Origin of the sequence: Catellatospora sp. KI3, from assembly GCF_029948125.1 — a bacterium.
Lineage (GTDB): Bacteria > Actinomycetota > Actinomycetes > Mycobacteriales > Micromonosporaceae > Catellatospora.
The window spans coordinates 253,369-278,905 of sequence record NZ_JASAMB010000003.1 but is presented as its reverse complement, the minus strand read 5'-3'; the positions used below and the strand labels follow the sequence as shown (position 1 = coordinate 278,905).

At 71.2% G+C, this 25,537-nt stretch carries 21 protein-coding genes; 5 read left to right on the top strand and 16 right to left on the bottom strand.

The annotated features are described in order from the left end of the window. Window positions 1–16: 16 nt before the first annotated feature. Window positions 17–403: a VOC family protein gene (locus QEZ54_RS07775; RefSeq protein ID WP_281303798.1), complete on the bottom strand. Its 387-nt coding sequence runs from the start codon at window positions 401–403 to the stop codon at window positions 17–19. A 166-nt stretch (window positions 404–569) separates the two neighbouring features. Here QEZ54_RS07775 and QEZ54_RS07770 point away from each other — a divergent pair, with 166 nt between their 5' ends. Continuing rightward, window positions 570–1,151, top strand: a complete 582-nt coding sequence (locus QEZ54_RS07770) for an RDD family protein (RefSeq protein ID WP_281303797.1) — start codon at window positions 570–572, stop codon at window positions 1,149–1,151. A 55-nt stretch (window positions 1,152–1,206) separates the two neighbouring features. Here QEZ54_RS07770 and QEZ54_RS07765 read toward each other — a convergent pair whose 3' ends face one another. Further along, window positions 1,207–3,075: a serine/threonine-protein kinase gene (locus tag QEZ54_RS07765; protein WP_281303796.1), complete on the bottom strand. Its 1,869-nt coding sequence runs from the start codon at window positions 3,073–3,075 to the stop codon at window positions 1,207–1,209. Between the two features lie 71 nt (window positions 3,076–3,146). Here QEZ54_RS07765 and QEZ54_RS07760 point away from each other — a divergent pair, with 71 nt between their 5' ends. Beyond that, window positions 3,147–3,527, top strand: coding sequence for a WHG domain-containing protein (locus tag QEZ54_RS07760; RefSeq protein WP_281303795.1), 381 nt, complete (start codon window positions 3,147–3,149; stop codon window positions 3,525–3,527). A 48-nt stretch (window positions 3,528–3,575) separates the two neighbouring features. Here the strand turns inward: QEZ54_RS07760 and QEZ54_RS07755 are convergent, their stop codons facing one another. Further along, window positions 3,576–4,202: a hypothetical protein gene (locus tag QEZ54_RS07755; protein ID WP_281303931.1), complete on the bottom strand. Its 627-nt coding sequence runs from the start codon at window positions 4,200–4,202 to the stop codon at window positions 3,576–3,578. On the opposite strand from QEZ54_RS07755, the gene QEZ54_RS07750 reads away from it, so the two are divergent. Then, window positions 4,104–5,030, top strand: coding sequence for a phosphatase PAP2 family protein (locus QEZ54_RS07750; protein ID WP_281303926.1), 927 nt, complete (start codon window positions 4,104–4,106; stop codon window positions 5,028–5,030). The genes QEZ54_RS07755 and QEZ54_RS07750 overlap by 99 nt on opposite strands. Before the next feature lie 153 nt (window positions 5,031–5,183). Here QEZ54_RS07750 and QEZ54_RS07745 read toward each other — a convergent pair whose 3' ends face one another. The 6 genes from QEZ54_RS07745 to QEZ54_RS07720 all read right to left on the bottom strand — a co-directional run bounded on the left by QEZ54_RS07745 (window position 5,184) and on the right by QEZ54_RS07720 (window position 11,404). Beyond that, complete coding sequence (locus QEZ54_RS07745; RefSeq protein ID WP_281303794.1) at window positions 5,184–6,332, bottom strand: M20/M25/M40 family metallo-hydrolase; 1,149 nt, start codon at window positions 6,330–6,332, stop codon at window positions 5,184–5,186. After that, window positions 6,329–7,090: an amino acid ABC transporter ATP-binding protein gene (locus QEZ54_RS07740; protein WP_281303793.1), complete on the bottom strand. Its 762-nt coding sequence runs from the start codon at window positions 7,088–7,090 to the stop codon at window positions 6,329–6,331. Before QEZ54_RS07740 ends, QEZ54_RS07745 begins: the two co-directional genes overlap by 4 nt. Continuing rightward, window positions 7,087–7,944: an amino acid ABC transporter permease gene (locus tag QEZ54_RS07735; protein WP_281303792.1), complete on the bottom strand. Its 858-nt coding sequence runs from the start codon at window positions 7,942–7,944 to the stop codon at window positions 7,087–7,089. The genes QEZ54_RS07740 and QEZ54_RS07735 overlap by 4 nt, the downstream gene beginning before the upstream one ends. A gap of 61 nt (window positions 7,945–8,005) precedes the next feature. Further along, window positions 8,006–8,953 (bottom strand): ABC transporter substrate-binding protein, encoded by a 948-nt coding sequence (locus tag QEZ54_RS07730; protein WP_281303791.1) that lies wholly within the window; start codon window positions 8,951–8,953, stop codon window positions 8,006–8,008. Between the two features lie 90 nt (window positions 8,954–9,043). Further along, window positions 9,044–9,904: a MurR/RpiR family transcriptional regulator gene (locus QEZ54_RS07725; protein WP_281303790.1), complete on the bottom strand. Its 861-nt coding sequence runs from the start codon at window positions 9,902–9,904 to the stop codon at window positions 9,044–9,046. Between the two features lie 81 nt (window positions 9,905–9,985). Then, window positions 9,986–11,404 (bottom strand): pre-peptidase C-terminal domain-containing protein, encoded by a 1,419-nt coding sequence (locus QEZ54_RS07720; protein WP_281303789.1) that lies wholly within the window; start codon window positions 11,402–11,404, stop codon window positions 9,986–9,988. Window positions 11,405–11,659: 255 nt separating this feature from the next. Between QEZ54_RS07720 and QEZ54_RS07715 the strand changes: the two genes are divergently transcribed. Then, window positions 11,660–12,862, top strand: a complete 1,203-nt coding sequence (locus QEZ54_RS07715; RefSeq protein WP_281303788.1) for a cyanophycinase — start codon at window positions 11,660–11,662, stop codon at window positions 12,860–12,862. Here QEZ54_RS07715 and QEZ54_RS07710 read toward each other — a convergent pair. The 7 genes from QEZ54_RS07710 to QEZ54_RS07680 form a co-directional block, all read right to left on the bottom strand. After that, window positions 12,849–13,244, bottom strand: a complete 396-nt coding sequence (locus QEZ54_RS07710) for a hypothetical protein (RefSeq protein WP_281303787.1) — start codon at window positions 13,242–13,244, stop codon at window positions 12,849–12,851. The genes QEZ54_RS07715 and QEZ54_RS07710 overlap by 14 nt on opposite strands. Continuing rightward, on the bottom strand, window positions 13,241–15,259 hold the full coding sequence (locus QEZ54_RS07705) for a beta-galactosidase (RefSeq protein ID WP_281303786.1): 2,019 nt from the start codon (window positions 15,257–15,259) through the stop codon (window positions 13,241–13,243). The genes QEZ54_RS07710 and QEZ54_RS07705 overlap by 4 nt, the downstream gene beginning before the upstream one ends. A gap of 108 nt (window positions 15,260–15,367) precedes the next feature. Further along, entirely contained in the window at window positions 15,368–16,624 is a 1,257-nt protein-coding gene (locus tag QEZ54_RS07700; protein ID WP_281303785.1) for a carbohydrate-binding domain-containing protein, read from the bottom strand. A 13-nt stretch (window positions 16,625–16,637) separates the two neighbouring features. Next, window positions 16,638–18,041 carry a GDSL-type esterase/lipase family protein gene (locus QEZ54_RS07695; RefSeq protein WP_281303784.1) on the bottom strand — a complete coding sequence of 468 codons (1,404 nt, stop codon included), beginning with the start codon at window positions 18,039–18,041 and terminating at the stop codon, window positions 16,638–16,640. 166 nt (window positions 18,042–18,207) lie between these two features. Then, complete coding sequence (locus QEZ54_RS07690) at window positions 18,208–19,692, bottom strand: GDSL-type esterase/lipase family protein (RefSeq protein ID WP_281303783.1); 1,485 nt, start codon at window positions 19,690–19,692, stop codon at window positions 18,208–18,210. 80 nt (window positions 19,693–19,772) lie between these two features. Then, the gene (locus QEZ54_RS07685; RefSeq protein ID WP_281303782.1) at window positions 19,773–22,010 is read right to left on the bottom strand and encodes a carbohydrate-binding protein; all 2,238 of its coding nucleotides are present in this window, start codon (window positions 22,008–22,010) and stop codon (window positions 19,773–19,775) included. 666 nt (window positions 22,011–22,676) lie between these two features. Further along, window positions 22,677–23,654 carry a PaaX family transcriptional regulator C-terminal domain-containing protein gene (locus tag QEZ54_RS07680; RefSeq protein WP_348650524.1) on the bottom strand — a complete coding sequence of 326 codons (978 nt, stop codon included), beginning with the start codon at window positions 23,652–23,654 and terminating at the stop codon, window positions 22,677–22,679. A gap of 523 nt (window positions 23,655–24,177) precedes the next feature. Between QEZ54_RS07680 and QEZ54_RS07675 the strand changes: the two genes are divergently transcribed. Continuing rightward, window positions 24,178–25,533, top strand: a complete 1,356-nt coding sequence (locus tag QEZ54_RS07675) for a sugar ABC transporter substrate-binding protein (RefSeq protein WP_281303780.1) — start codon at window positions 24,178–24,180, stop codon at window positions 25,531–25,533. Window positions 25,534–25,537: the final 4 nt, after the last annotated feature.

Sequence of the window (25,537 nt, the reverse complement as noted above, 5' to 3'; positions counted from 1 at the left end):
CTTGCCGAGGGAGGCGTCAGCGCGTGTCGCGACGCAGCGGGTGGTCGGCGGGCACCTCGACGAGCACGATGCGTACCCCGTCCGGATCCTCGATCCACATCTCGTCCAGCCCCCACGGCTCACGCCGCGGCTCGCGCCGGATCGCCACGCCCTGCCCGGCGAGGCGCTCATGCTCGGCCCGCAGGTCACGCACCTGCAGCCAGAGCTCTACCGGTCCGCCCTGCCTGCCGTCAGCGCAGCCGGAGACCTCGAGCAGCCCCTGGCCGAGGAAGAAGACCACGCCCGGATGGTCGGGCGGCCCGAACTCCCGGTAGACGGCCAGCCCGAGCACGTCGCGGTAGAAGCGCTGCGACCGCTGCGCATCGGACGGTCGCAGCAGGACACGGCTGCTCAGAATCTCCATCGCACTCCACCCCGGATCGACCCTGGCGCGACTTCCCGGACCGTACTGCGCGGTAGCCGCCCGGAGGCGGCCCGTCGCCCGCCGGAAGGCCGCCGCGAAGGCGAGCCCGTCGCCGTAGCCGACGGCCGCTTCTGCCGCGGCCTTCAGGCTAGAGGACGATATGCCGGTGACACGACAATCGCATGCCGCAGCGGCGCCGACGGCAGCCGGGCCGTCTACCCCACCTGAGCTGACCAGAGCCGACGCCGAGCGCATCCTCGGGCCGCGGACCGCCCGGCGGCTCGCCACGTTCGGCGACGGCACCCCGTACGTTCGGGCCGGTGAGGGGCGGCGGATCCTGGCGTGGCTGATCGACTTCGCGGTGTACCTGCTGGCCGTCGGGGCGGCTGTCGTCGTCGTGTCGCTCGTGCGCGTCAGATCAGGCCTCTCCGACGAGGCCGTCACCGTGCTGGCCCTGTCGTCGCTGTTCGTGGTGCCGGTGCTGTACGGCCTGTGCTACGGCGACGGGCGCGCGCTCGGCGCCGTCGTGACCGGCACGCAGCTGGTGCGGGTCGCCGACGGCGGCCCGATCGGGGCGAAGGCCTGCTGGGCGATGCTGATCAGGACAGTGCTGATGCCGGCGCTGCTCGTCGTGCTCATCGCCGGCGCGTTGGCCGGCGCCGGAGGTGACGCACCGGGCGGCTCGCAGGTGAGGGTCAGCATCGACCGGGCCGCCACCCGGCGACTGCGCGCCCCGGGCCTGCGCTGACCACCCGAACCTGCTTCTTCGTCAGGCCGACGCCGTTGCGGCGCGGCGACGGCGTTCAGGCCGCCTTGAAGCCGTCGGCGACGGTGTTGAACCAGCGGAGGTTCTCCTGCCAGTTGTCATCGGCCACGTACCAGGAGATCGTGTAGTACCTGCCGGACGCGATGAACCCGCGCCGGAGCACGTGGACGCGGGTGCCGCTGCCGGTGTTGTAGAGGTACTCCCAGTCGGCTGCCCGGTAGCCCCGGTAGTCGACCGAGCCCAGCTTCAGCCTCCGGTACTTGGACTTGCTCTGCTGGCGCTCCTCCTCGGCCAGGGCCGCCACCGGTTCCGGGCTGGACTCGTCCGACTGGTATATGCCGAGCACGCGGCGCAGCCCGCCCTGCTCCTTGAAGAGGATCATGCCGCCGTCGCGATCGGTCGACCAGTCGTCCGGCACCGGAATCGAGAACCTGCTGCCCTTGTACGTATGCCAGCCCTTGGGCAGCACGAAGGCGGCGGGGGCCGGGGTGGTCGGTGCGGCGGTCGGCGCCGACGAGGCGACGGCGGACGGAGCAGGTGCGGCGGCCGGGGTCGGCGTGCCCGCACCGGTCGGCGCGGCGACGGGAGTCGTCGACGGGTCGTCGCCGCCGGCGAGCCGAACGGAGACGCCCACCGCGACGACGGCCGCGATCAGCGCCACCCCGGCCCAGCGCCGCCTGCCGGCGCCGACCCGGACCGCAGAGGTCGTCGCGGTCATCGACAGGAGCTTCTCGGGCAGGGGCTCCGGCGCGGATCCGCCGACCGGCGCCGGTGGCTGCTCCGCGACGACCAGGTCGACCCTCGTCGTCGTCGTTTCCTTGGCGGTCGCCGTCGGCACCGGCCCGTTCTCGTCGTCCGAAGTGGAGCGCGGCTGCGGCACCCGGGCGGGGGCGACCGAAGGCGGCGGGTACGTCGGCGCGGCCGTCGTCGCCTCAGCCGCGGCGTTCACCGGCGGCTGCGCCACGGCCGGAGGCACCGGGCCCACGGGGGCGGCGTCGGCGGCGTCGCGCGAGCGGTCCTGGCGCGGTATCAGGCCCGCTCGGCGCACCACGGGAATGAACGACAGCCCGCGCTGCCGCCGGTCGATCGCGCGCAGGAACAGCTGCTCCGCCTCGTCGGCCTTCATCCTGCTGCCGGGGTCCTTGCGCAGCAGGCCGGCGACGGCCGTCTTGAGCGGCCCGGTGGCGTTGCGGACGGGCGGGGGCGGCTCGCTGGCCAGCGCGGTGAGCGTCGCGATGGCGGTGCCGCGGGCGTACGGCGACTGCCCCTCGACGGCTGCGAAGACGGTCGCGCCCAGGGACCACAGGTCGGCCTCGGGGCCGGCGATGCCGGTGCGGGCGCGCTCGGGCGAGATGTACGCCGGCGAGCCGAGCACCATCCCGGTGCGGGTGACGTTCGGGTCACCGGGCACGGTGGCCAGGCCGAAGTCGGTGAGGACCACCCGGCCGTCGTGGCCGAGCAGCACGTTGCCGGGCTTCACGTCCCGGTGCACGACACCGGCCTGGTGCACCGCGCGCAGGGCCGCCAGCACACCCAGCCCGATCTCCGCCGCCCGCTGCTGCGTGACGGGGCCGTCGAGGGCGAGGACCTCGTGCAGGGAGCGCGAGGGCACGTACTCCATGACGATCCACGGGTCGCCGTCGGTGCGCAGCACGTCGAAGACGCGTACGGCGTTGGTGTGGCTGAGTTGGGCGATGGCGCGGGCCTCGCGCAGCGACCGCTCGCGCATCTCCTGGCGCTCCTGGTCGGTGAGGCCCGGCGGCGGGACGATCTCCTTGATCGCAACGTCGCGGTGCAGGACCTCGTCTCGGGCTCTCCAGACACGCCCCATCCCGCCCTGGCCAAGCGCCTCGACGAGCAGGTAGCGGCCAGCGACGACCTGCCGCTGGGAGGATGAGGGGGACACCCCAAGACCGTACCGGTGCGCGCCGCGCCGAGCCTCGGCGGGATGGCCGGATTCGCTGGTGGCCACGGCAGTTGCGACCAGGAACCGTAGCCGCCGAAGGCTCAGGTCGATTAGGTGCGACGCGGTCGTGCCGCCGCGCGACCGTCCTGGCCGCCCGCCGCGCCGGCGACGTCCTGCTCGGCATCGTCTCCGCCGCGATCCGCCAGGGTGGCACGCTGCACCCGGACGAGACCCTCGCCTACCACGACCCCTTCGGGCATTGGCTCGCCGACGCCCACCCGGAGCTGACACCGGAGGGCGTGGCCTTCCACCTCCGAGCGCCGGCCCGCCTGCACGGCATGGTCAGCATGGAGGTGTACGGGCAGCTCAGCCCGCTCGTCACCGACGCCGCCCCGCTCTACCGTGCCGAGCTGCGCGCCCTCGTCGGCGAGCTCGGCCTGCCGAGCCGCTGAGGTCCCCGCCCGTGTCCGGACCGGCACGACGGCATACGGGGCGCCTCGTCAGTCCGGTTCGGATGCGGCGGCCGCCGGTCCGGGAGCGGGCGGCAGGAAGCTGGCACGGGCCCAGGTGAGCAGGCGCTCGTCGGCGAGTTCGGCGGCCAGCTCCTTGAGCGGTGTCACGTACTCCACCTGGTCGGCGGTGATGTGCTCGCACATCAGGTGCCACCAGACGACGTGTCTGGCCAGGAGCTTGAACGCCAGGTCCCGGTCCAGCAGGCCGCCGTGGTACGAGGCGGCGATCCGCTCCAGGGCCCACAGGACCTTGTAGATGTCGCGCAGCGGCGTCTGATCGCCCGACGCCTGCATGTCGGGCGGGTACAGCGACAGATCGGCGCGCCCGTCCACCGGGGACAGGTACTGGTGCCCGACGAGCTCCTCCCAGCGCGGCTGGTGGTACGTCTCCTCGCCGCCCGCGGCCCTGCCCGTCCGCGCCATGTGGCGGGACAGGCGGCCGCGGGCGTCACCGGTCTCGCCGGTCGTGAAGTCCCGCTGCATCTGGATGGTGCGTTCGACCGCCATCAGCCGCCGCTGGACCCGCAACTGGGCGAGGCCCACGGCGACCGCGGCGACCACCGCGATGACCGTGCCTGCCGCGCCGGTCCACGCCGCCCAGTCGCCGCTGCTCATGCACCCTCTATCCCGATCGACTCGACGGAAGCCCGTGGTAGCCAGGATGCCAATGCGCCGCAACACCACCGGGCTACCGCGCAAGGGCGCGGGCTGGACGGCCGACTCGCTCGCCCAGCACACCGCGCGCTACGCGAACTGCTGCTCATCGCCGTACTCTTCACCGCCTACAAGACCGGACGGCTCGCCGCCACCGGCCGGGAGTCACTGGCCTCGGACAACGCGCGGCGGCTCTGGGACCTCGAACGGCTGCTCCACCTGCCCAGCGAGGCGACCGTCCAGCAGGCACTGGTCGGGCACGGCGCGCTCATCGGCGCGGCCAACAGCTACTACGCGTACGTGCACTTCCCCGCCACCGCCGCCTGCCTGCTCTGGCTGTACCTGCGCCATCCCGCACAGTACCGCCGCACCCGCAGCATCCTGGCGTGGCTCACCGCCGCCGGGCTCGCCCTGCATCTGCTGTTCCCACTCGCGCCGCCACGACTGGCCGCCGTCACCGGGCTGATCGACACCGGCACCCGCTACGGTCCCTCCGTATACGGCCCACCGTCGACGGACACCCTGAGCAACCAGTTCGCGGCCATGCCGTCGCTGCACGTCGGCTGGGCGATCGTCGTGGCCGCGGCCCTGATCGCCGCCACACCGAGCCCGCTGGGTCGGCTGTGGGCGGCGCATCCGGTCATCACCACGGTGGTGGTAGTGGGCACGGGCAACCACTACTGGCTCGACGCCGGTGCGGCTGTCACGCTGATCCTCGTGACAGTGGCCGTACAGCGCGGGCTCGGTCGAGTCGCGTGGAGGCCGCTACCACGCGCCTGCACGTGGTAGCGGCCTCGACGGCGGGAGTGACAGCCGGCCGCGGCCGCGCGCTGAAGAAGGTGAAGCCGGCCAGGGACGCACCCTCGTCGGCTTCGCCATTACCTACGCTCCGTCGGCTGGCAGGCTGCTGGGAATGCGCAAGCCGCCCTCGGCGGTGAGCGCTCAACTGATGCGGTCGATCAACCCTGCCAGCAGTGCGACCCGTGGGATGACCGAGTTCAGGTCCAGCCATTCGTCGGCGCTGTGGTCGCCGCCGCCGACGGGCCCGAGGCCGTCCAGCACCGGTTTGCCGGACTCGGCCAGCAGGTTGGCGTCGGCGCAGCCGCCGGTGGCGGCGTGGGTGACGGCCAGGCCGAGTTCGGCGCCGACCTGTTCGGCGGCGCGCAGCAGCGCGGCTGTGCCCGGCCCGCCCGGCCACGGCGGGGTCGGTGCCACGACCCGCATGGTCGCGGTGACCCCGGCGACGACAGGTGTCTGCGCCAGCCGGGCGATGTCGGCCAGCGCCGCCTGGTAGGCCCCGGTCTCGGCGGCACGTACGTCGACGACCAGGCGGGCGTGTTCGGCCACGACGTTGGGCCGCGTGCCCGCCTGCAGCACTCCGACGTTGACGCCGTCGATGCCCTGCAGTGCGACGGTGAGGTGCGCGGCGGCCAGCGCGGCGTTGGCGCCGCGCTCCGGTTCGATTCCGGCGTGGGCGGCGCGGCCGTGCAGGTCGATTTCGACGTCGGCGACGCCTTTGCGGGCCGAGACGAGGTCGCCGTTGTCGCGGGCGCACTCCAGGCACAGGATCGCGTCGGCGCCGGCGGCCAGTTCGGCCAGCAGCCCCCGGCTGCCGATGGAGCCGATCTCCTCGTCGGGCGTCGCGACGAGGACCAGTTCACCGAACCGGTCGGCGCCCAGGTGACCGAGCACTTCGACGGCGGCGAGCCCGGCCAGCAGTCCGCCTTTGTCGTCGCAGACTCCCGGCCCGTAGGCGCGGCCGGTGGTGCCGTCGACGGTGAGCGGCCGGGCGGCGGCGGTGCCCGGCGGGAACACCGTGTCCAGGTGCGCGGCCAGCAGGATCCGGCGGTGACCGCGGCCGGTGGCGCGCGCGACGACCGCCTGGCCCAGCGGCGTCCCCTGCTGGTCGCTGACTCCTACCGTGCGCACGTCGGCGCCGGCCTCGGCCGCGTACGTGACCAGCCGTGCGGCGGCCTGCCGCAGTCCGTCGAGGTGCCGGGAGCCGCAGTCGATCTCGACCAGTTCGGCGAGGCGGGCCAGGAACGCCGGATAGCGGGACTCGGCCGCGGCCCGCAGTGCTGCGGCGTTCACAGGACCTTGGCCAGGAACGCGCGGGTGCGGTCGTGCTGCGGGTCGCCGAGGACCTGCGCCGGGGTGCCCGATTCGACGACGACCCCGCCGTCCATGAAGACGACGGTGTCGGCGACTTCGCGGGCGAAGCCCATCTCGTGGGTGACGACCAGCATGGTCATGCCGTCGGCGGCCAGGGCGCGCATGACGTCGAGGACCTCGCCGACCAGTTCGGGGTCCAGCGCGGAGGTGGGCTCGTCGAAGAGCATCAGTTTGGGCCGCATCGCCAGGGCGCGGGCGATGGCCACGCGCTGCTGCTGCCCGCCGGACAGCATCGCCGGGTAGGCGTCGGCCTTGTCGGCCAAGCCGACCCGGTCGAGCAGGGCCCGCGCCCGCTCGCGGGCGGCGGCTCGGGTCTCGCCCAGTACCCGGACCGGGGCTTCCATGACGTTGCCGAGCGCGGTGAGGTGCGGGAAGAGGTTGAACCGCTGGAACACCATGCCGATGTCGCGGCGCCGGGCGGCGATCTCGCTCGGGCGCAGTTCGTGCAGCTTCTCCCCCCGCCGGCGGTAGCCGACCAGTTCGCCGTCGACGCGCAGCTGCCCGGCGGTGACGGTTTCGAGGTGGTTGACGCAGCGCAGGAACGTGGACTTGCCGGAGCCGGACGGCCCGAGCAGGCAGCAGACCTCGCCCGGGGCGACGGTGAGGTCGATGCCGCGCAGGACTTCCAGGTGGCCGTAGGTCTTTCGGACGCCCTCGGCGTGGATCATGGCGGTCATCGGACTCCTCCCACTGCGCGCTGCCCGCGGCCGAACCGGCGCTCGATGAAGTACTGCAGCACTGACAGGGCGCTGACCAGGGCCAGGTACCAGATCGCCGCGACGCACAGCAGCGGGATCACCTTGTAGTTCTCGGCGTAGACGGTCTGCACGGCGGTCATCAGGTCCCGTCCGGCGATGACCGATACCAGCGAGGTGGACTTCAGCATGGTGATGACCTCGTTGCCCATCGGCGGGGCGATGACGCGCATGGCCTGCGGCAGCACGATGCGCCGCATGCTCAGCGCCGGGGTCATGCCCAGGGCGTAGGCGGCTTCGGTCTGCCCGGGGTCGACGGCCAGGATGCCGGCGCGCACGATCTCGGCGGCGTAGGCCATCTCGTTGAACGACAGGGCGAGCACGGCCGGCACGATGCCGATCATGACGGCGTTGGTGGGCTGGTCGAACACGACGAGGTCGGTGAACGGCACCGTGATGGTCAGCCGGGGGATCAGGGCGCCGAGGAAGCCGAAGAAGACGATCTGGACCAGCAGCGGAGTGCCGCGGAAGAACCAGACGAACGCCGCGGCGACCACCCGCAGGACGGGGTTGGCCGACAGGCGCATCACGGCGAGCAGGATGCCGCCGGCGATGCCGAACGCCATGGACAGGGCGGTGAGCAGCAGGGTGGTGCGGACGCCGTCGAGGACGTAGTCCTTGAACAGGTATCGGCCGATGGTGGCGGGTTCGAGGTTGGGGCTGGCCAGGACGGTGGTGGCGTACAGGTAGGCCAGGGCGAGGACGGCGGCCGCGGCGGCCCAGCGGCCGTAGTGGCGGACCGGCACTGCCTTGAGGGGTCGGTTCGGTGAGGTCATCAGGGGCTCTCCGGTGGTGGGCGGGGCGCGGCGGCGCGCCCCGCCCGCGGGTGGGCGACGGTCAGTCGATGGCCTTGTCGATGGTGATGGTCGCCAGGCCGATCCCCTGCTGCTGCCAGTGTTCGAGGATCTTGCCGTAGGTGCCGTCGTCGACCAGGGACTGCAGCGCGGCCTGGTAGGCCTGGGCGAGGTCGGGGTGGGCCTTGAGGAAGCCGAAGCCGTTGGGGCTGGCCAGCCAGCCGTTGGGGTTGGCGCTGTCGCCGGCGACCACGACCTTGTCCGCGAGCTGCTGCTGGGTCTCCATCAGGTTGACCTTGGTCGCGGCGACCGCGTCGATCGCACCGGCGAGCAGTGCCTGCACGGCCTGCGGGTTCTCCGGGTACTCCTTGATGGTGATGGCCTTGCCGTCGCAGCTGGCCTTGCTGTACTCGGCGAGGTTCTTGGCCTGGTTGCTGGCCTTCTGGACGCCGACGGCGTGTCCGCACAGGCCGGTGACGTCGTTGATGGCCAGCGGGTTGGCCTTGAGGACCATGAAGCCGGTGCCGGAGGCGGAGTAGTCGACGAAGGTCGCGACCTGCTGGCGGGCCTTCTTGTCGGTGATCCCGCCGACGATCATGTCGTACTTGGCGGCCTGCAGGCCGGGCACGAGGCCGTCGAAGGGCTGCTGGCTCCACTGCGGGGCCAGGCCGAGGCGGGCGGAGGCGGCCTGGACCAGGTCGTAGTCCAGACCTTTGAACTTCGTGGTGTCGCCTTCGTTCTGGAAGTCGATGAACGGCTCGTACGGGGCGTTGGTGGCGACCGTGATGGTGCCCTTGGCCCGCCAGTCCGCGGGGACCTTCGCGGCGAGCTTGGGGTCGGTGGTGACGCTGCCGGCGCCGTCGACGGTGACCGTGACGGTGCGGTTATCGGCGGTGCCGGCGGGGTCGGCCTTGTCGTTGGTGCCGCAGGCCGCCGCCGCGAGGGCGATGGTCAGGGCGGCGGTGCCGAGCGCGATGCGGCGCAGGCGCATGGGGATCCTCCCGGTCGACGTGAAGTCAGTACCGGGAATGTAATAGCTATTACAGCTGAGCGGAAGTTACGATTTGATGTAACGCATGGCTCAGTCCAGCAGCCCGTACCGCCGGGCAGCGGCCTCGATCGAGGCAAGCCGATCCCCAGCCGCCGCCCCCATCCGGGCGATGGTGCCGTCGATCAGGGTCTCCAGCACCGCGACGGTCGGGACGAAACTGTCGTACGCCGAGGGCGAGTCCACGCGGCTGGGCAGCACGACATCGGCCACGGCGGCGATCGGCGACAGCCACCGGTCGGTGAACAGGATGATCTTCGCCTCCTGCTCCTTGGCGGCCTGCGCCAGCGCGAGGGTGGGCTGCTCGTAGCGGCGGTAGTCGAACAGCACCAGCAGGTCCCTGCGCCCGAGTTCGGCCAGCAGCCCGGCGCGTTCCACCTGCCCGGCCGGCAGCAGCCGGCTGTTGCCGCGCACTTGGACCAGGTGCATCACCAGGTACTGGGCCAGCAGGCCGGAGAACCGGCCGCCGTGCCCGGTCACCCGCAGCTGCGGGTCGGCCAGCAGCTTGACCGCCGCCTCCACCTCGGCTTCGGGCAGCTCGGCCAGGGTCGCCTCGACCGCGGCGGGCAGCACCCGGCGGGCCCGCTGCAGCGCCCCGCCGGGTGCGGCGGGCGGCTCGGCGGTGTACGCCGACAGCGGCGAGGTGTCACGTTCGGCGAGCTCGTCGCGCAGTGCCTTCTGGAACTCGGGGTAGCCGCGGAAGCCGAGCCGCGCGACGAACCGCAGCACGGTCGGGCCGCTGACACCCGCGCGGTCGGCCAGTACCGCCACCGTCTCCAGGGCGGCCGTCGGGTAGGCCGCCAGCAGCACCCGCGCCACGCGGCGCTCCGCGGGGCTGCACTCGGCCATCCGGGCGTGGATCATTCCGGCGACGCCCTGCTCGGCTGCGGTCATCTGACACCTCCGCGGCACAGCGTAGTCAGCGCGGGGCGGCGGGGCGGGTTCCGCCCGGCCGACCGGGCGGAACCCGCTGGACTACCTGGTGATGGTGCAGCCGTAGGTGGCCGAGCCGGCGCCGGAGTAGGCCTCCAGCTCGACGTAGACGGTCGCGGTGCCCGACGCGGTGCGGGTGTAGGTCAGCGACTCGTCGGTGCCCGCGCCGTCGTTGACCGACCGGGCCAGGGTGCCGCCGGTCGAGTCGAGCAGGTACAGGTCGGCGTCGTAGGCGGTGGGGACGGCGCAGGTGACCGAGATCGTCTGCCCGGAGCCCAGGGTGGTGGCGTAGTAGTCGCGGTCGGAGGTGGTGCTCATGCTGCCGGTGACGGTGGCGGGGTAGGTCAGGCCGGCGACGTTGTTGGCGCTGGCGCGGCTGTCGTTGGCTTCGACTTCGGTGTAGCTGGAGCCGCCCCCTCCCCCGGGCGGCGGGCACGTCGTGATCGGAGTACCGCTGTACAGGTTGGCGTCGGCGACGCCGTTGGTGACGCTGCGCAGGTAGTAGCCGCAGGTGGGCCGGTTGGCGAAGTCGTAGCTCTGCCCGCTGGTCAGCCGCCAGATCTTGTAGTTGCTGAACGTCAGCGACTGGCCGGACACGGCCCGCTCCGGCTGGTGGTCGCCGAGCACGACGTAGGCGTCGGCACCCGACAGCGTCGCCTTTCCGGCGGCGTCGATGAACAGGGAGCCGCCTTCCTCGACCCCGACGCCCCAGGCGGCGCCGCCGGTGGTCAGGCCGTCCTTGATGGCGCGGGCGACGAAGGCCATGGTGCGGCCCATCCGGTCGCGGGTGACGAAGTGCGAGTCGTTGATCGTGTTGGCGTAGTTCGGCCAGGTGAACATGCCCGTGGTGAAGCTGATGTAGCTGTCGTAGGGGTTGGCCAGGGCCTCGGAGGACAGCACGCTGCCGTTGCAGGCGTCGTAGACGATCGCGCTGTTGATGTGGTGTCCGGCGCTGCCGCCGCCGGAGCCGCCGCCCTTGGCGACCACCGACTGCACCGACGCGCGCAGCGAGGTCGTCTTCCAGGCCGCGTAGCGGCACTGGTCCCCGCCCGCGAAGTAGACGAACTCCGCGTTGCGGATGTCGGTGTTCACCTGGGTGCTGTTGCCGTCGGTGGCCTTGGTCAGGGTGAGCGTGGTGCACGAGTTGACTCCGGACAGGCCGGTGATCGTGTCGCACTCCGGGGTCTTGCTGCCCGAGGTGGGCGCGGACCCCGCGAGCACGACGACGTCGATGCTGCCGGTGCCGCCCCGGATGGCGTCGATGGCCTTGGTCATGGTCGCCGGGATGATCGCGCCGGACCCGTTCATGGTGAACGCCGGGCCGCTCCAGCTGGTACGGCTGACGTCGGCGGCGCTGCCCTGCCGGACGCGGGTCACCGCGGCGTGCGCGGGGGTGGCGATGACGACCGAGGCCGCCAGGGCGACTACCGCCGCGGCGGCGAGGCGTGGGATGAGGGACATGCAGGCTCCTAGGGGTTGGGCCACCGCGCTGTGATGTATCGCACATTACATACGTCCCGCTTACTTGTACATCTGTAGTTTCCATTACTTACAAGGCTGTAACATTCGTTACATCTAGACGTCCGGTAGCACGTGTTGTAACGTCGCGAGCCATCGCCCGTCGGGCGACGTGTCACCCCCAGACCGGCTCCGCTCGTCGTCGGAATCAAACCCACCGCGCTGCGACGAGCGGAGCCTTCTCCGGCAGGAGCCCCCATGACACAGCGACGGACCATCCTGGGCGCAGCACTGGGCGCCGCCACCCTCACCGCGATCGGACCCACGACCGCCGCACACGCCGCATCGCACCGCCGCGGCCCGCTGATCCTGATCGGCGGCTCACTCGCCGACGACAACACCGCCGTCTACGGCGAGATCGTCGCCCGAGCAGGAGGCGGCGACGCCCGCATCGGCGTACTCACCGCCTCGTCCATCCCACCCAGCCAGGACCCCGACGCCGGCACCCCCGACGCCGCCAACAGCCGAGCCAACGGCCAGTACTACGCCGACCTGCTGCGCTCCCACGGCGCCGGCGACGCCGTATGGATCCCCGTCGACCTCGACAACATCGCCGCGGCCGACGACCCCGCGGTCGCCGCGCTCGCCGCCGGCTGCACCGGGTTCTTCTTCGGCGGCGGCGACCAGTTCCGCTACATCACCACCCTGCTGCACGGCGACGCCCACACCGACACCCTCGTCATGGCCGCGATCCGCCGCCGCCACGCCGCCGGCGCCGTCGTCGCCGGCAGCAGCGCCGGCGCCCAGATCCACCAGGGCACCGACATGGTCACCGGCGGCGAGAGCTACGAAGCGCTGCGCGACGGCGCCAAGCCCGGCTACTTCGACGACCCCGACCTCAGCGGCTACTGGCCCGCGGGCGGCTTCGGGCTGCTCACCTCCGGACTGATCGACACCCACTTCTCCGCCTACGGCCGACTCGGCCGCGCCATCCAGCTCGCCACCGACACCGGTCACCACCGCGTCTACGGCCTCGACCCCGACACCGCGCTGCTGGTCACCGCACCCGGCAGCGCCGACGAACGCGGCCGGGTCCTCGGCACCGGCGGCGTCAACATCCTCGACCTGCGCGAAGGCGTCCGCTGGAGCCACCTCACCGCGGGGTTCACCTATCACCCGCGCACCTGGCGGCACCACCCCGCCGACGACGTCCGCCGTCTGCGCGACGAACATGGCGGGCCCGTCCCCGGAAGCGACGACATCTTCGGCGACTACGTCGCCACCACCCTCGCCCTGCAACTGGCGGGCTCGCGCGACGTCAGCGTCACCGGATTCACCCGACAGGCCGAGCCTCGGTTCGCCGTCACGCTCACCAAGCTGGGCGGATTCACCGCCTACACCCGCGACGGCGTCACCGCCGCCGCGTTCGGCGCCCTAAACGTCCGCATCAGACAGGTATGAGACCGTGACCGGCCCGCTGCACCGGCAGCGGGCCGACACCGGCGGCGTGGACCCGGAGGCACGACTCCGCGAGCACGCCGCCGACAACCGGGCGAGCACCACAGTGCGTGTTGACGGAGGCGGCCCGCTCGGCCCGCGGCCCGATGCCGCGCTGCCGGTGGTACTCGTCGGCGAAGCAGCCGCCGGGCCACCTGACCAGAGGAACCTCGATGGCGCGCAACGCCGCCACGACATCGGACCGGATGCCATGGCGGTGGGCGATCGGCGAGTCCTCGCCGACCCAGAGCCCCTCGTAGACGCCCCGGCCCAGGTGTTCGGCGAACTGCCCGTAGATCCGGCGGTCGATGCGGTGTGCCCGGGCACCCTCCGCGATGGTGATCACGACATCTCCGCTGAGGGGGCAGTCCGGATGAAGGCGAAGCCGTCGGGCGGCAGCACGAGACCGTCGGCAGCGGTGTGGGTGAGCACGTCGGTGCCGTCGACGGTCACGGTCACAGGTACGTCGCCGTGGTTGACGATCGTCACCAGGTCGCCCCTCCTGGCCGCCTCGACGCAGGCCGGCAGGTTGTCGACGACCGGCTGGACGCCCGTCAGTTCGATCAGGCCGTCCACGACGTGCTGCGTGCCGGCCTCGTCGGGGATGGTGGCCAGGTACAGCGCGCGGCCGGCCCCCACGTGGCGGCTGGTCATGGCTGGTGCTCCGCCGCTGAACACGGCGAGGACTTCAGCGTCGACGACCTCGATCTCCTCGGCCAGCAGGGTGCCCGCGGCGGTGCCGCGCCGGTCGGTGAACGGCGCGACCTGCTCCCCTACGCCCGGACTGCCGGGCGGGACGAGTACGCCGAAGTCGGTCAGGCGGATGCCGAGCAGGGGGCCGAGCCGGGTGAGGAACCCGCCTGGCAGGAAGCGGTCATGCTCGTCGACCACGTCGGAGAAGGCGGTGGCCAGCAGTGTTCCGCCGCTTTCGACGAACGACGCCAGCGCGGTCGCCCCCGTCTCCCGCAGCAGGTACAGCTGCGGTGCGATCACCAGGTCGTAGTCGGCGTCGACGCGCTCGGCGGCGACGATGTCGACCATCAGGTGCCGGCGGTGCAGCGCCCGGTACCAGCGATGCACCAGTTCCAGGTAGTTCAGGGTGGTGGGGTGGTCGCGTTCTTCGACGGCCCACCAGTTCTCCCAGTCGAACACCAGCGCCACCCGCGCGTCGCGCCCTGGCGGCGGCAACGCGGGCAGGGCGGCGATGGTCGCGCCCAGCGCCACCGCGTCCTGCCACGTACGCGTACCGGTGCCGGCGTGCGGGAGCATCGCGGAGTGGAACTTCTCGCTGCCGGCCCGGGACTGCCGCCACTGGAAGAACATGATGCCGTCGGCACCGCGGCCGATGCACTGGGCGGTCTCGGCAGCCAGCCGGCCGGGGCGTTTGCCGAGGTTGAAGGTCCGCCAGTTGACGGCGTCGGTCGCCTGCTCCATGAGCAGCCATGGCACGCCTGGCTTGAGGCTGCGGATCAGGTCCCGCTGGAACGCCGCGTGGGGCAGGGCGTGCGGGTCGGCCGGGTCCGGGTAGCAGTCGTCGGCGATGACGTCGAGATGGGGGGCCCACTGCGCGTAGTTGGCGGGCTTGAACGGCCCCAGCAGATTCGTCGTGATCGGCTGGACGGCGCCGGCGTCGTGCAGGATCTGCCGCTCCATCAGGTAGCACTGCAGCCACATGTCGGAGGTGAACCGGCGGAAGTCCAGCATCGCGGACGGGTTGCGGCTGTAGGGGGCCTTACGCGGCGGGAACACCTCGTCGAAGTCGTGGTAGCTCTGCGACCAGAAGGCGGTGCCCCACGCGTCGTTGAGCGCGTCGATGGAGCCGTAGGCCGCGCGCAGCCAGTCGCGGAAGGCGTCGCGGGCGGCGTCGGAGAAGTCCATCGGCAGGTGGCAGCCGAACTCGTTGCCGACATGCCACATCACCACCGCGGGATGGCGGGCGTACCGCTGGGCGATCCGGCTGACCAGCCCTGCGGCGAGTTCGCGGTACCGCGGTGACGACGGCGCGAAGTGCTGGCGGCTGCCCGGCCAGTACCGGGCGCCGCTGTCGTCACAGGGCAGGATCTCGGGGTAGCGGTTGCTGACCCATGGTGGAGGCGAGGCGGTCGCGGTGGCCAGGTTGGCTCCGATGCCGGCATCGTGAAGCAGGTCGAGGACCTGGTCGAGCCAGGCGAAGTCGAAGGTCTGCTCGGTCGGCTGGATCCTGGCCCAGGCGAAGACGCCGACGCTGACGCAGGTGACCCCGGCCTGCCGCATGAGGGTCATGTCCTGCGGCCAGACGTCGGCGGGCCACTGCTCGGGGTTGTAGTCGGCGCCGTAGAGCACGCCGCCCAGCGCACGACGCCGGTCACGTCCTGTGGTCACTGATTGCTCCTTGGGAATCGATGCGCGACGGCGAGGGCCGCGAACGTGGCATCGCCGGGCGACGGAACGAGCAGCGGCGCCGGTACGCCGCTGCCGCTGTTCCGGGTCTTACCTCAGGTATCCGGCAAGGGGTATCGCCTGGTCACGCAGTGCCTTGGCGACGACACCGGCGATCTGCCGGGCACCGGCCGCCTCGTAGTGGGTGTGATCGTTGCAGAAGAAGGCGCCGACCGGTCCGGAGTTGAAGTCACCGTTGAAGGGGCAGAAGTGGAGACTGTTGTAGAGGGTGTAACTCAGCCGGTGCAGGTCGATGACAGGCACGCCGTTGGCGCTGGCGGCCGTGTTCGTCTCGGTGATGAAACCGCGGTTGCCCACTGCGGTGCTGCCCGAGCAGGTGATGGCCGCGGCAGGGGTCAGGAAGACCGGATGAGCGCCGCGTGCCTTGGCGGCGGCGGCCATCACACCGAGCAGTTGCTGATAGCGGGCGGAGCCGACGTGCCGGGGGCAGTTGCTGTCGCCGTCGTTGATCCCGAACTGGATGAGCAGGTAGTCACCGGGTTTCATGCCGCTGGTCGGGTCCAGCATGGCTTGCCAGCGAGCCGAGTAGGTGGTCGGGGTGACGACGCATTCGCCGGCCGGGTTCTTGGTGCTGGTGACGTTGGGGTCGTAGAGCCATGTCTGGATGCTCCGCCCGCCTACGGCGCTGTTGCGCACGGTGGCATTGCTGTTGAAGTACGGGGCGAACTGGTTCCCCCAGCCGGCCGGGCACACCGCCCCGCCGGAAGGATCGGCCATCGTCGAGTCACCTGCCAGCCACACGGTGATCCGGGACGGCGACGGTGACGGGCTCGGCGACGGTGGTGCGCATGGTGACGGGTTCGGGGTCGGGCCGCCCTCCGCGGTCACCTCGAGGTAGTCGATGTTGGGCAGGCCATCGCCGGTGGTCGGGCTCAGCCGGATGGTGTTGCCGCCGCTGTTCAGCGGCACGGTCAGCGTCGCCGTCGCCCAGGTCGCCCACGCCCCGGTGGCGTCGAAGGCGGCGGCCGAGCGGGCGACGCCGTTGACGAGCACATCCGCGGGACGGTTGGCGGTGGTTCCGTTGGCATACCGGACCGCCAGCGTCGCCGTACCGGACACCGACGCGGTGACGGTGAACTGCGCGCCCGCACCGACCGCGTTGTCGCCGTTGCAGAATCCGCTGCCGGAGTAGCCCGCGTGGTTGGCGTCGATGGTGCCGGTGCAGACCGCCGGTGCCGCCTCAGCCTCGTACCGGGTGGGCGCCGCTGTGGCGATGGCGCTGTAGAGCAGTGTGGTGAGCGCCGTTGCCAGCGCGGCGGTCGCGGCGATGATCAGTCGTGACTTCACAGTCGTCCTCCTGTCAGATGTACTGGTCGAGGATCGGCCGCAGCCGTTGCGCGATCTTCGCGTGGCCGGCGTCGGTCGGGTGGACGTTGTCGCTGGTATCGGTGGCGGGGTCGATCCAGCCTGCGGTGTCGACGAAGCGGACTCTGCTGTCGCCGGCCGCGTTGCGGGCCGCCACGGCGTTGCGGGTCTCGGTCACGTAGCGGTTACGGAAGACGCCCATCGCGAAGATCTCCGCGTTGGGGTACGCCTGGCGGACCCGCTCCAGCATGACGAGGTAGCCCTGCTGGAACTGCGTGGTGGACACGCCGTGCCCGATGTCGTTGGTGCCCAGGTTGATGACGACCGCCGTTGCCTGGTAGGTCGAGAAGTTCCAGTCGTCGTAGGTGGCCGAGCCAGATGAGCGGCGGAACCAGTCCATCATGCCGTAGCAGTCCTGGCTGACCAGGCAGGCGCCGCCCTGCGCGACCTGGGAGTGGCCGGCGCCGAGCCCCTCGGCCGCCAGCCAGGGGTAGGCGGTGAAGGGACGGTCGGCGTTGGGCTGGCCGACGGTGATCGAGTCGCCGATGAACTCGACGAAGTTCGCAGGCCTGCTGATCGGCGCGGTCTGCGCTCCGCCGGCCAGGATCAGGCCGCCGAACACCGGGTCGCCGGTGTAGGAGCCGGCGCGCTCGCGGTAGCCGATCCGGATGGTGTGCGAGGTGCCCGACAGGCCGGTGGCCAGCGTGACGTTGCCCGACATGTTGCGCCGCCACTGCGGGGACGCGCCGTCGATCGAGTAGTACAGGTCGATGGCGTTGCGCTGGCGCACCCCGATCGAGCTGCCCGTGAAGCGGGCGTCGAGGTAGCCGCCGGCCCAGCCCATGGCGTACCAGGAGGCATCCGACCTGTTCCAGCGCCCGTAGTACTGGATGTTCTGGTCGCTGGGCCGGCCGTCGCCGCCGGTACCGCCGGTCACCTCGACGTCGAGGTAGTCGATGTTCGGCAGGCCGCCGGCCGCGGTCGGGCTGAGTCGGATCGTGCTGCCGCCGGAGGCGACCGGCACCGTCACCGTCTTGGTGACCCACGTCGTCCAGGCGCCGGTGCCGTCGAAGGACACACCCGCGACCCGGACACCGTTGACGAGCACGTCGGCGGGCCGGGAGGTCGTGGTGCCGTTGGCGAAACGCACCCCCAGCGTCGCCGTCCCGGCCGCGGACGCGTTCACCGTGAACTGCGCCCCCGCGCCGACGGCGTTGTCGGCGTTGCAGAACCCGGTGCCGGAGTAGCCGGCGTGGTTGGAGTCGATCGTGCCGGTGCAGACCGCCGGTGACGCCTCGGCCTCGTACCGGGCCGGGGCCGCAGCCGCGGCGTTGCCCGCCGGCACCAGGACGGCGGTGGCCAGCAGCGTGGCGGCGGCGAGGGTCGATCCGAGTTTCATGTGTCTCTCCTTGGTTCAGGTGGACGGGCCGCAGGGCGGTGTTCAGCTGTACTGCGGCCGGCGAACGTTCAGAGGCAGAGGTGCACGGTGACGCGTGGTCGCGCGGTGGCGCCGGCATGTGGCGCCGAAGGTGCGGCCCGGCCGGGGACCGGGCCGCATCGCCACGTCAGCGCAGGTAGGTGACCACCGGCAGGTTGCGTTCGCGGATGCCCTGGACGACCAGTTCGGCCATCCGGCCTGCGCCGTACTCGGAGAAGTGGGTGTTGTCGGTGACGCCGTCGACCGCGTCGCGCAGGAAGAGTTGCGCAGAGTCGGCGGGGCCGAGGGACTCCACCAGCGCCTCGCTCTTGGCGGTCAGGTCGATCACCGGCACGTTGAGCGAGGAGCCGAGGCTGCGCATCTCTGCCGGCAGGTTGACGCCGACGCCGTTGACGTGCAGCGCCGTCGCGGTGAGTTGGCTGCCGTCGAACAGCCGCCGCACGGGTGGTGTGACCAGGACGGGGATCCCGCCCCTGCCGCGCACCTGTGTGATCATCGTGGTGAGGTTGCTGCGGAAGCTCGCGGCGCTGGTCGACTTGTCGTTGTGGCCGAACTGGATCAGGACCAGGTCACCGCTCTGGACGAGCGGCCGCATCGTCGGGAAGAGCGCCGAGTTGCTCAGGAAGCTGGCGGAGCTCTCACCCGAGTCGCCGTAGTTGGCGACGACCGCCCCACCTGTCACGTGCGTGGGCAGGAGCTGTCCCCAGCCGGTGTAGGGGGCGGTCGGCTGGTCGCACACGGTGGAGTCGCCGGCGAGGTACACCGCCAGCGGGCTGGTCGCGGGCTGGACCGTCAGCCCGGACAGCTTGGGCGCGGACCCGGCGAAGGTGATGTCCAGTCCCGGGGTGCCGGTGCCGCCCTGCCCGGTCGGCTGGCCCTCCGGCTGCCGCACGTTGACGGTGAGGACGTGTCGGATGATCGTGCCGGCTGGTGTGCTCGCCGCGGGAAGGATCCGGCGGCGGGACTCCACCGACATGGAGGTGTTGCCGGCCGTGGTGTTGTCCCCGATCCATGCGGTGACGGTGTAGTTGCCGGGGGCCACGGCGAAGCGGCAGGTGATGGGCGAGGTGCCGGTGCACTCCGCGGGCCTCCCCGGCGCCGGGGAGGCTGTGGCGCTTGGCGACGGGTTCGCCTCGAGCTCCAGGTAGTCGATATTGGGCAGGCCGGCGGCGGTGGTCGGGCTGAGGCGGATGGTGTTGCTGCCGCTGTTCACCGGTACGGTGAATGTCGCGGTGGTCCAGGTCGTCCACGCGCCGGTGGTGCCGAAGGCGGCAGCCGGCTGGGTCGCGGCACCGTTGACGATCACGTCCGCTGGGCGGCCGGTGGTGGCGCCGTTGGCGTACCGGACCGCCAGCCTCGCCTGGCCGGACGCGGCCGCCGTGACCGCGAACTGGACACCTGCGCCGACAGCGTTGTCGCCGTTGCAGAACCCGCTGCCGGAGTAGCCCGGGTGGTTGGATTCGACGGCCCCGGCGCAGGTCGCCGGAGCGGACTCTGCCTCATAGCGGGTCCCGGCCGCGGCGGCCGCCGTCGTCATGACCGCGATGAGGCTGGTCACGGCGACCGCCGCACCGGCTGACACCAGCGAGACGCGTTGCCTGAAAGTGAGCACGATGAGACTCCTGTGGTAGGCGGAGAGCCTCCGGCCGGGCGCGCCGGTGACTGAGCGGCGCGCCCGGCCGGAGGGCTGACTCAGCGGACGTAGATGTCGGGCCGGGGCGGGGTGGCCATGCCGTTGCCGATGAAGAAGCTCGGGTGCGGCGGCTGGTTGTACGCGGTGTTCTGCCACGCGACGGCGACCCGGTACTGCGGGTCGTGCATCAGCGTGTAGATCCTCGTCGTGGTCGGCGTGGGGGTGGCGTAGATCCGCAGGGCGGCGTTGTCGTCGCGCGGGAGGATGACCTCCTCGCGCCAGTCGCCGAACAGGTCACCGGACAGCGAAGGGGTCGACTTGGTGCCGTTGACGGAGTGCGCGCCCGACCCGGTGAGCAGGCGGGTGTCGCCGCCCGTGCCGTACTTGTCGATGTGGTTGCCGTCGAGCAGCTCCCGCACCGGATCGGCGTCCCACCAGGCGAGGAAGTTGTAGCTGCCCGGGTTGCGCCCGACGTTGCCGCCGGAGGAGTTGAACAGGTTGCCCAGACCGGTCCCCGTTCCCCAGAACTCGGCGCCCGCGTTGCCGGCGTAGATGTCGCCGGCCACACCGCGGGCCGGGCCCTCGCAGCTGCAGCTGTTGGTCTTCTGCATGATGACGGCACCGGTGTTGGCGTCGCGCAGCGTCGCGGCGGCGCCGGAGCTCTGCTCGTGGATCTGCCAGATCTCCTGCCCGGGGCGGCTGGGCACGAAGTCGCTGACGTGCAGCGCATCGCCGTGGGCGTAGAAGTTGGTGGTGTACCGCCCGGTGCCGTTGGCGTTGATCGTCATGCCGCCGTAGATGATCTCGTCGGTGCCGTTGCCGTCGACGTCGGCGATGGACAGCGAGTGCGTGCCGCGGCCGGTCCACTGGCTGCCGGCGGTGCCGGAGTCGAACTTCCAGCGCAGGGTTAGCTGGCCGTTGCGGAAGTCCCATGCGGCGATCGTGCTCTTGGCGTAGTAGCCGCGGCCCATGATGAGGGTGGGCCGCTGCCCGTCCAGGTACGCGGTGCCGGCCAGGAACCGGTCGCCGCGGTTGCCGTAGTTGTCGCCCCAGTCGCCGATGTTGCCGCGGGCCGGCTGGAAGGCGACGGTGGACAGCACCGCGCCGGTGAGGCCGTTGAACATGGTCAGGTATTCCGGACCGGTGATGATGTAGCCGTCGGCGTTGCGGTGGTCGGCGCCGGCGTTGCCGATGACCTGACCGGTGCCCGACACGCTGCCGTCGCCGGTCTTGACCGCCAGCTCGGCGCGGCCGTCACCGTCGTAGTCGTACACCTGGAACTGGGTGTAGTGGGCGCCCGCCCGGATGTTTCGGCCCAGGTCGATGCGCCACAGCCGCTGCCCGTTGAGCCGGTACGCGTCGATGTAGACGTTGCTGGTCACTCCGGCCTGGGAGTTGTCCTTCTGGTCGCTGGGATCCCACTTGAGGAATATCTCGTACTGTCCGTCGCCGTCGGCGTCGCCGACGCTGGCGTCACCGGCTGTGTAGTTCGTGCCCGGGCGGGAGATCGGCACGTCGAGGTAGCCGCCGCCGGTGAAGCGCAGCGACGCCTCGGACGCAGCCTGCTCCACCCCGTTCACGACCGCACGGACGGTGTACGAGGCGTCGGCTGCCGCACCGGCGTCGAGGTAGTTGGTCGAGTTGGTGATCGGCGACGCGTTCAGCTTCGTCGACCCCCGGTAGACGTTGAAACCGGTGGCGGCAGGCTCGTACCCGAACAGGCGCCAGGACACGAGGTTGCCCGAGCCCGAGCGCACGCTGACCAGGCCCCGGTTCAGGTCCTCCAGCTGCCTGCCGGTCGGCGGCTGGGTGCCGCCGGACTCGAACTCGAGGTAGTCGATGTTGGCCAGTCCGGCCGCGGTGGTCGGGCTCAGCCGGATCGTGTTGCTGCCGGCGTTCGCCGAGACGGTCAGCGTCTTGGAAGCCCAGGCGGGCCAGGCGCCGGTCGGGTCGAACGCGGCGGCCGACTGCACGACGACGCCGTTGACCAGTATGTCGGCCGGCCGGTTGACCGTGTCGCCGTTGGCGAACCGGATCACGACGGTGGCGGACCCGGCGGTGGCAGCCGTCACCGTGAACTGCGCCGACGAGCCGGCGGCGTTGGCGGCGTTGCAGAACCCGCTGCCGGAGTACCCGGCATGGTTCGACTCGATGGCGCCGTCGCAAGTGGCGGGTGCGGTTTCCGCCTCGTAGCGGGTCACCGCCGCCGACGCTGGGGCCACCGTGGCCACCAGGGTGCCGAGCGTCACCGCCGTGCAGGCGGAGAGCAGCGCGAGGCGCTGCCTGTATGAAAGCATGATGGTCTCCATTGACTAGGAACACCCGTTCAAGGGCGTGCGGACGGCGGATGCCGGCCTACGGGGACGCCGGCACCCTCGTCGTGGTGACCGCACCCTCGTGTCCGTCTGGCGACGAACGGGGCTGCGGGACGTCAGGCCGCATGCGCCACCTTGCCGATGTCGTTCGACAACGGCATGACCGGAGGCTTGTCTCACGCGCAGCCGTCGACGTATCCGTCATCGGCTGGCCCGACTGGAATTGGTGCCACCGTGCTGCCCGTCCGGAGCTGCCCCGCCAGATGGGTGTGGTGACCAATTTCTGTGAACGCTCACAGTAATCTCTGAAACGATAAATGTAAATGCTGCCGCGCACCCCGTTTCGAGCCTTCGCTGACCAGGCACAACCCTCGTCGCCGACCGGTGACGCGCGGAGCCGCGGACCCCGCCACAGCGGCCTCGTTCGAGCACGGCGCGCATAAGGCCCCTGCTCAGTAGGGGTAGGACCCCCACCGGAGATCCATGTCAGCCGAATCGTGGAGAAGCTGCCGCCATAGGCGGCCCAGGGTGAAACGTTCCATGACCTCGCGGATGAGCGAATCTCGATCGGATCCCGCCGGCAGTGGCGCGCCATCGACCACGGCGGCGACGTCGTCAGTCTGATCAATCGGCCCCCTGGTCGGCGGGCTACGAGCGGGTCGCCCCCGTGGCCGCCGTTGCGCCGCCGGTCAGGCCGAGACCGGCGCCCATCTCAGCGACCGTGTGCGCGCGGATCTGCGGGTGGGGCCCGCCGGCGGTGCGGGCGACGATGCCGCGGACATGTTCCTGCGCCGGTTCGGCCAGCCCGTCATACACGGCGGCGAACACCTCGCGCGCTCGGGCACGCGGCCAGTCGGGCGGCAGAAGCTCGGTAGGCAGCAGCGGGTCGAGCACCGGGAACCGGCGGTAGACGTCCATCACCTCCGTACGCGCTCGCACCGCCGCGGCACCATGGATCCCGCCTGCGGCTATGCGGTCGACCACGCCGCTCCACGCGCCGAGGAAGGCCGTGTACTCCTGCGCGATGCCCGCGGCGTCCCATGCGTCGACCGGGTTGCGGGAGGCGTCGGTCTCCAGGTCCAGGTGCTGGGCGCGGAACACGCTCATCTCGCCGAAGGCCACCTCCACCAGGGCGGCGCGCTCGCCGGCGGTCAGCGGATGCGGCGACACCCACACACCGTCGTAGAACGGCGCGTATCCATGCCAGCGCAGATGCTCCCGAACGGCGCGCCGCTGGGGGGCCTCGTCATGCGGGACGGAGAACACGACCATCGTCCACTGGCCGTCCCAGGGGCGCGGATCCGCTCCGAACGCCGCGATCTCCTGGCCGCCCTGCGCCAGGTTGGCGGCCGCGGAGTCGGTCAGGCGGTAAGCGCTGTTGCGCCCTTCCCGTCGACCTTCCAGCACTCCCCTGCCGGCCAGCCTGCTGATCGTCATGCGGGCGGCCGCGCTGGTCACTCCGAACTCGCCGAACAGCTCCACCAGTGCCGCCGACGGCATCCACCCGCGCGTGCTCAGCGTGTAGTCGGTGACGAGGGTGATCCCGAGCCCCTGCGGCGAGCCCGCCTGCCGTCGCGGCAACAACGCTGCGCCCGCCTCAGGAAAGACCTCTTCCAGGTCGAACACGCGGATCAACAGCGCACTCCGGGCGTGAGGTGACAGGGCAGCACTCACTGTAACGGCCCGGGGGCTTCGGCACTGGCCAGGGCGTGTCGGCAGTGGTCGATCCGCTCCCCGCACAGCAATTGACACTTAGGCAACCTTCATGCACGCTATCTGTTACATGTGGTCTGCGTGGCAGCGCAGGCCGCTCACGAAGCCGGCTGACGGCCGCCACGTCTGGGCGCGTGGCCGACGAAGCGGCTTGCGGCACTGTCCGGCACCTGCGGGACTGCCGACTCATCGAGGGCGGGCACCCCCCGATGACGAGCGACCCGAAAACGCGTTCACGGCCCCAGGAAGCGGCTCCCAGCAGTGGAGCCGCCGCGGCCGCACGAAGTTCGACGCTGACAGCACCATGCAGAGCGATCGTGCGTCCTCCACCGTGCCCGCGAGCCGACGCGCGCACAGCGCGATGCGAGGGAGACCAGCAGCAACGAGCGCGTGAACGTTCACAGACGACAGTCACCTGGCAATTAGGAGTAACACCATGTTCGATAGACCTGTCAGCCGACGGCGCCTGCTGACGAGTTCAGCGCTGGCGGCCGGTAGCGCGTTGGCGGCGCCGCTGCTCGCAGCGTGCGATGCCGGCTCCGGCGGCCCGTCCGGCGGCGGCAAGACCGTGACCCTGACCGTCATGTACAAGAACAACGAGCTGACGAAGGAGCACATCGCCGACTTCGAGGCCAGGAACCCCGGCATCAGGATCGACTTCATCGAGTACGACGACACGCGGCTGAACGCGATGCTCGCCTCGAACGAGCCGCCGGATCTCGTGCGCGGGGCGGCCGTCGGCAGTGCCAGCGGCAACGCGCAGCAGCTGGCCACCGCGCTGGACCCGTACCTGGACAGCAGCAGCGTGCTGCGCAAGGAGCACCTGCTGCCGGCCAACGACAGCTTCCGGTGGGACGGCAAGCGGATCGGCGCCGGCCCCTACTACGGCATCGTCAAGGACTGGAGCCAGGACGCGACGCTCTGGTACAACCGGGCCCTCTTCGCCGCAGCCAGGATCGCGCCGCTGAGCACCACCGAGGCGATCTCCTACGACGAGCTGCTCGAGATCGCCAAGAAGCTGACGAAGAAGAGCGGCGGCAAGACGCAGGTCTACGGTCTGGGCCTGGAATGGGCCTGGAACCTGTGGGCGCCGATCTCGACGATGATCCTCCAGCAGGGCGGCCAGCTGTACAACACGGACCTGACCGAGACCGACATGACCACGCCCCAGGCCCTGCGCGCGCTGAAGTGGTACGTCGACTTCGCCAAGGCCGGGGTGGGGCCGACCTCGCTCGACCCGGCTCCCGACGGCGCGGACCTGTCGCTGTTCCTGGCCAAGCGGATGGCGATCACCCAGGACGGCTACTGGTACGGCGGCAACTTCGTCAAGGAGCCGGACGAGATCAAGGACAACGTCGCGATGGCACCCGCGCCGGTGATGGGCGACAAGCGCATCAGCCCCACCTACGCGGGCTGGGGCGCGTACATTCCCGCGAAGGCCAGGCACAAGGACGAGGCTTGGAAGCTCATGGAGTACTTCATGGCCGGCCCGCCGTCGCAGGAGCGGGCCAGGAGCGGCTGGGGCATCCCGGCCCTGCAGTCGCAGCTGTCGCTGATGCCGCAGGAGCTGCCGTACCAGCAGCAGGCCTACCAGACCCAGCAGAACGAGCTGCGGTACGCGGGCCAGCTGCCGGACTCGCCGTACATCGGCGCCGCGGGCGCCTGGCATCCCGTGCTCGACAAGCACCTGCAGCGGGCCGTCAAGAACGAGATCACCGTCGAGGCCGCCGGCAAGGCGATCACCGATGAGATCAACAAGCTGCTGAAGCAAGGCAAGGACCAGATCGGCTAGTGGT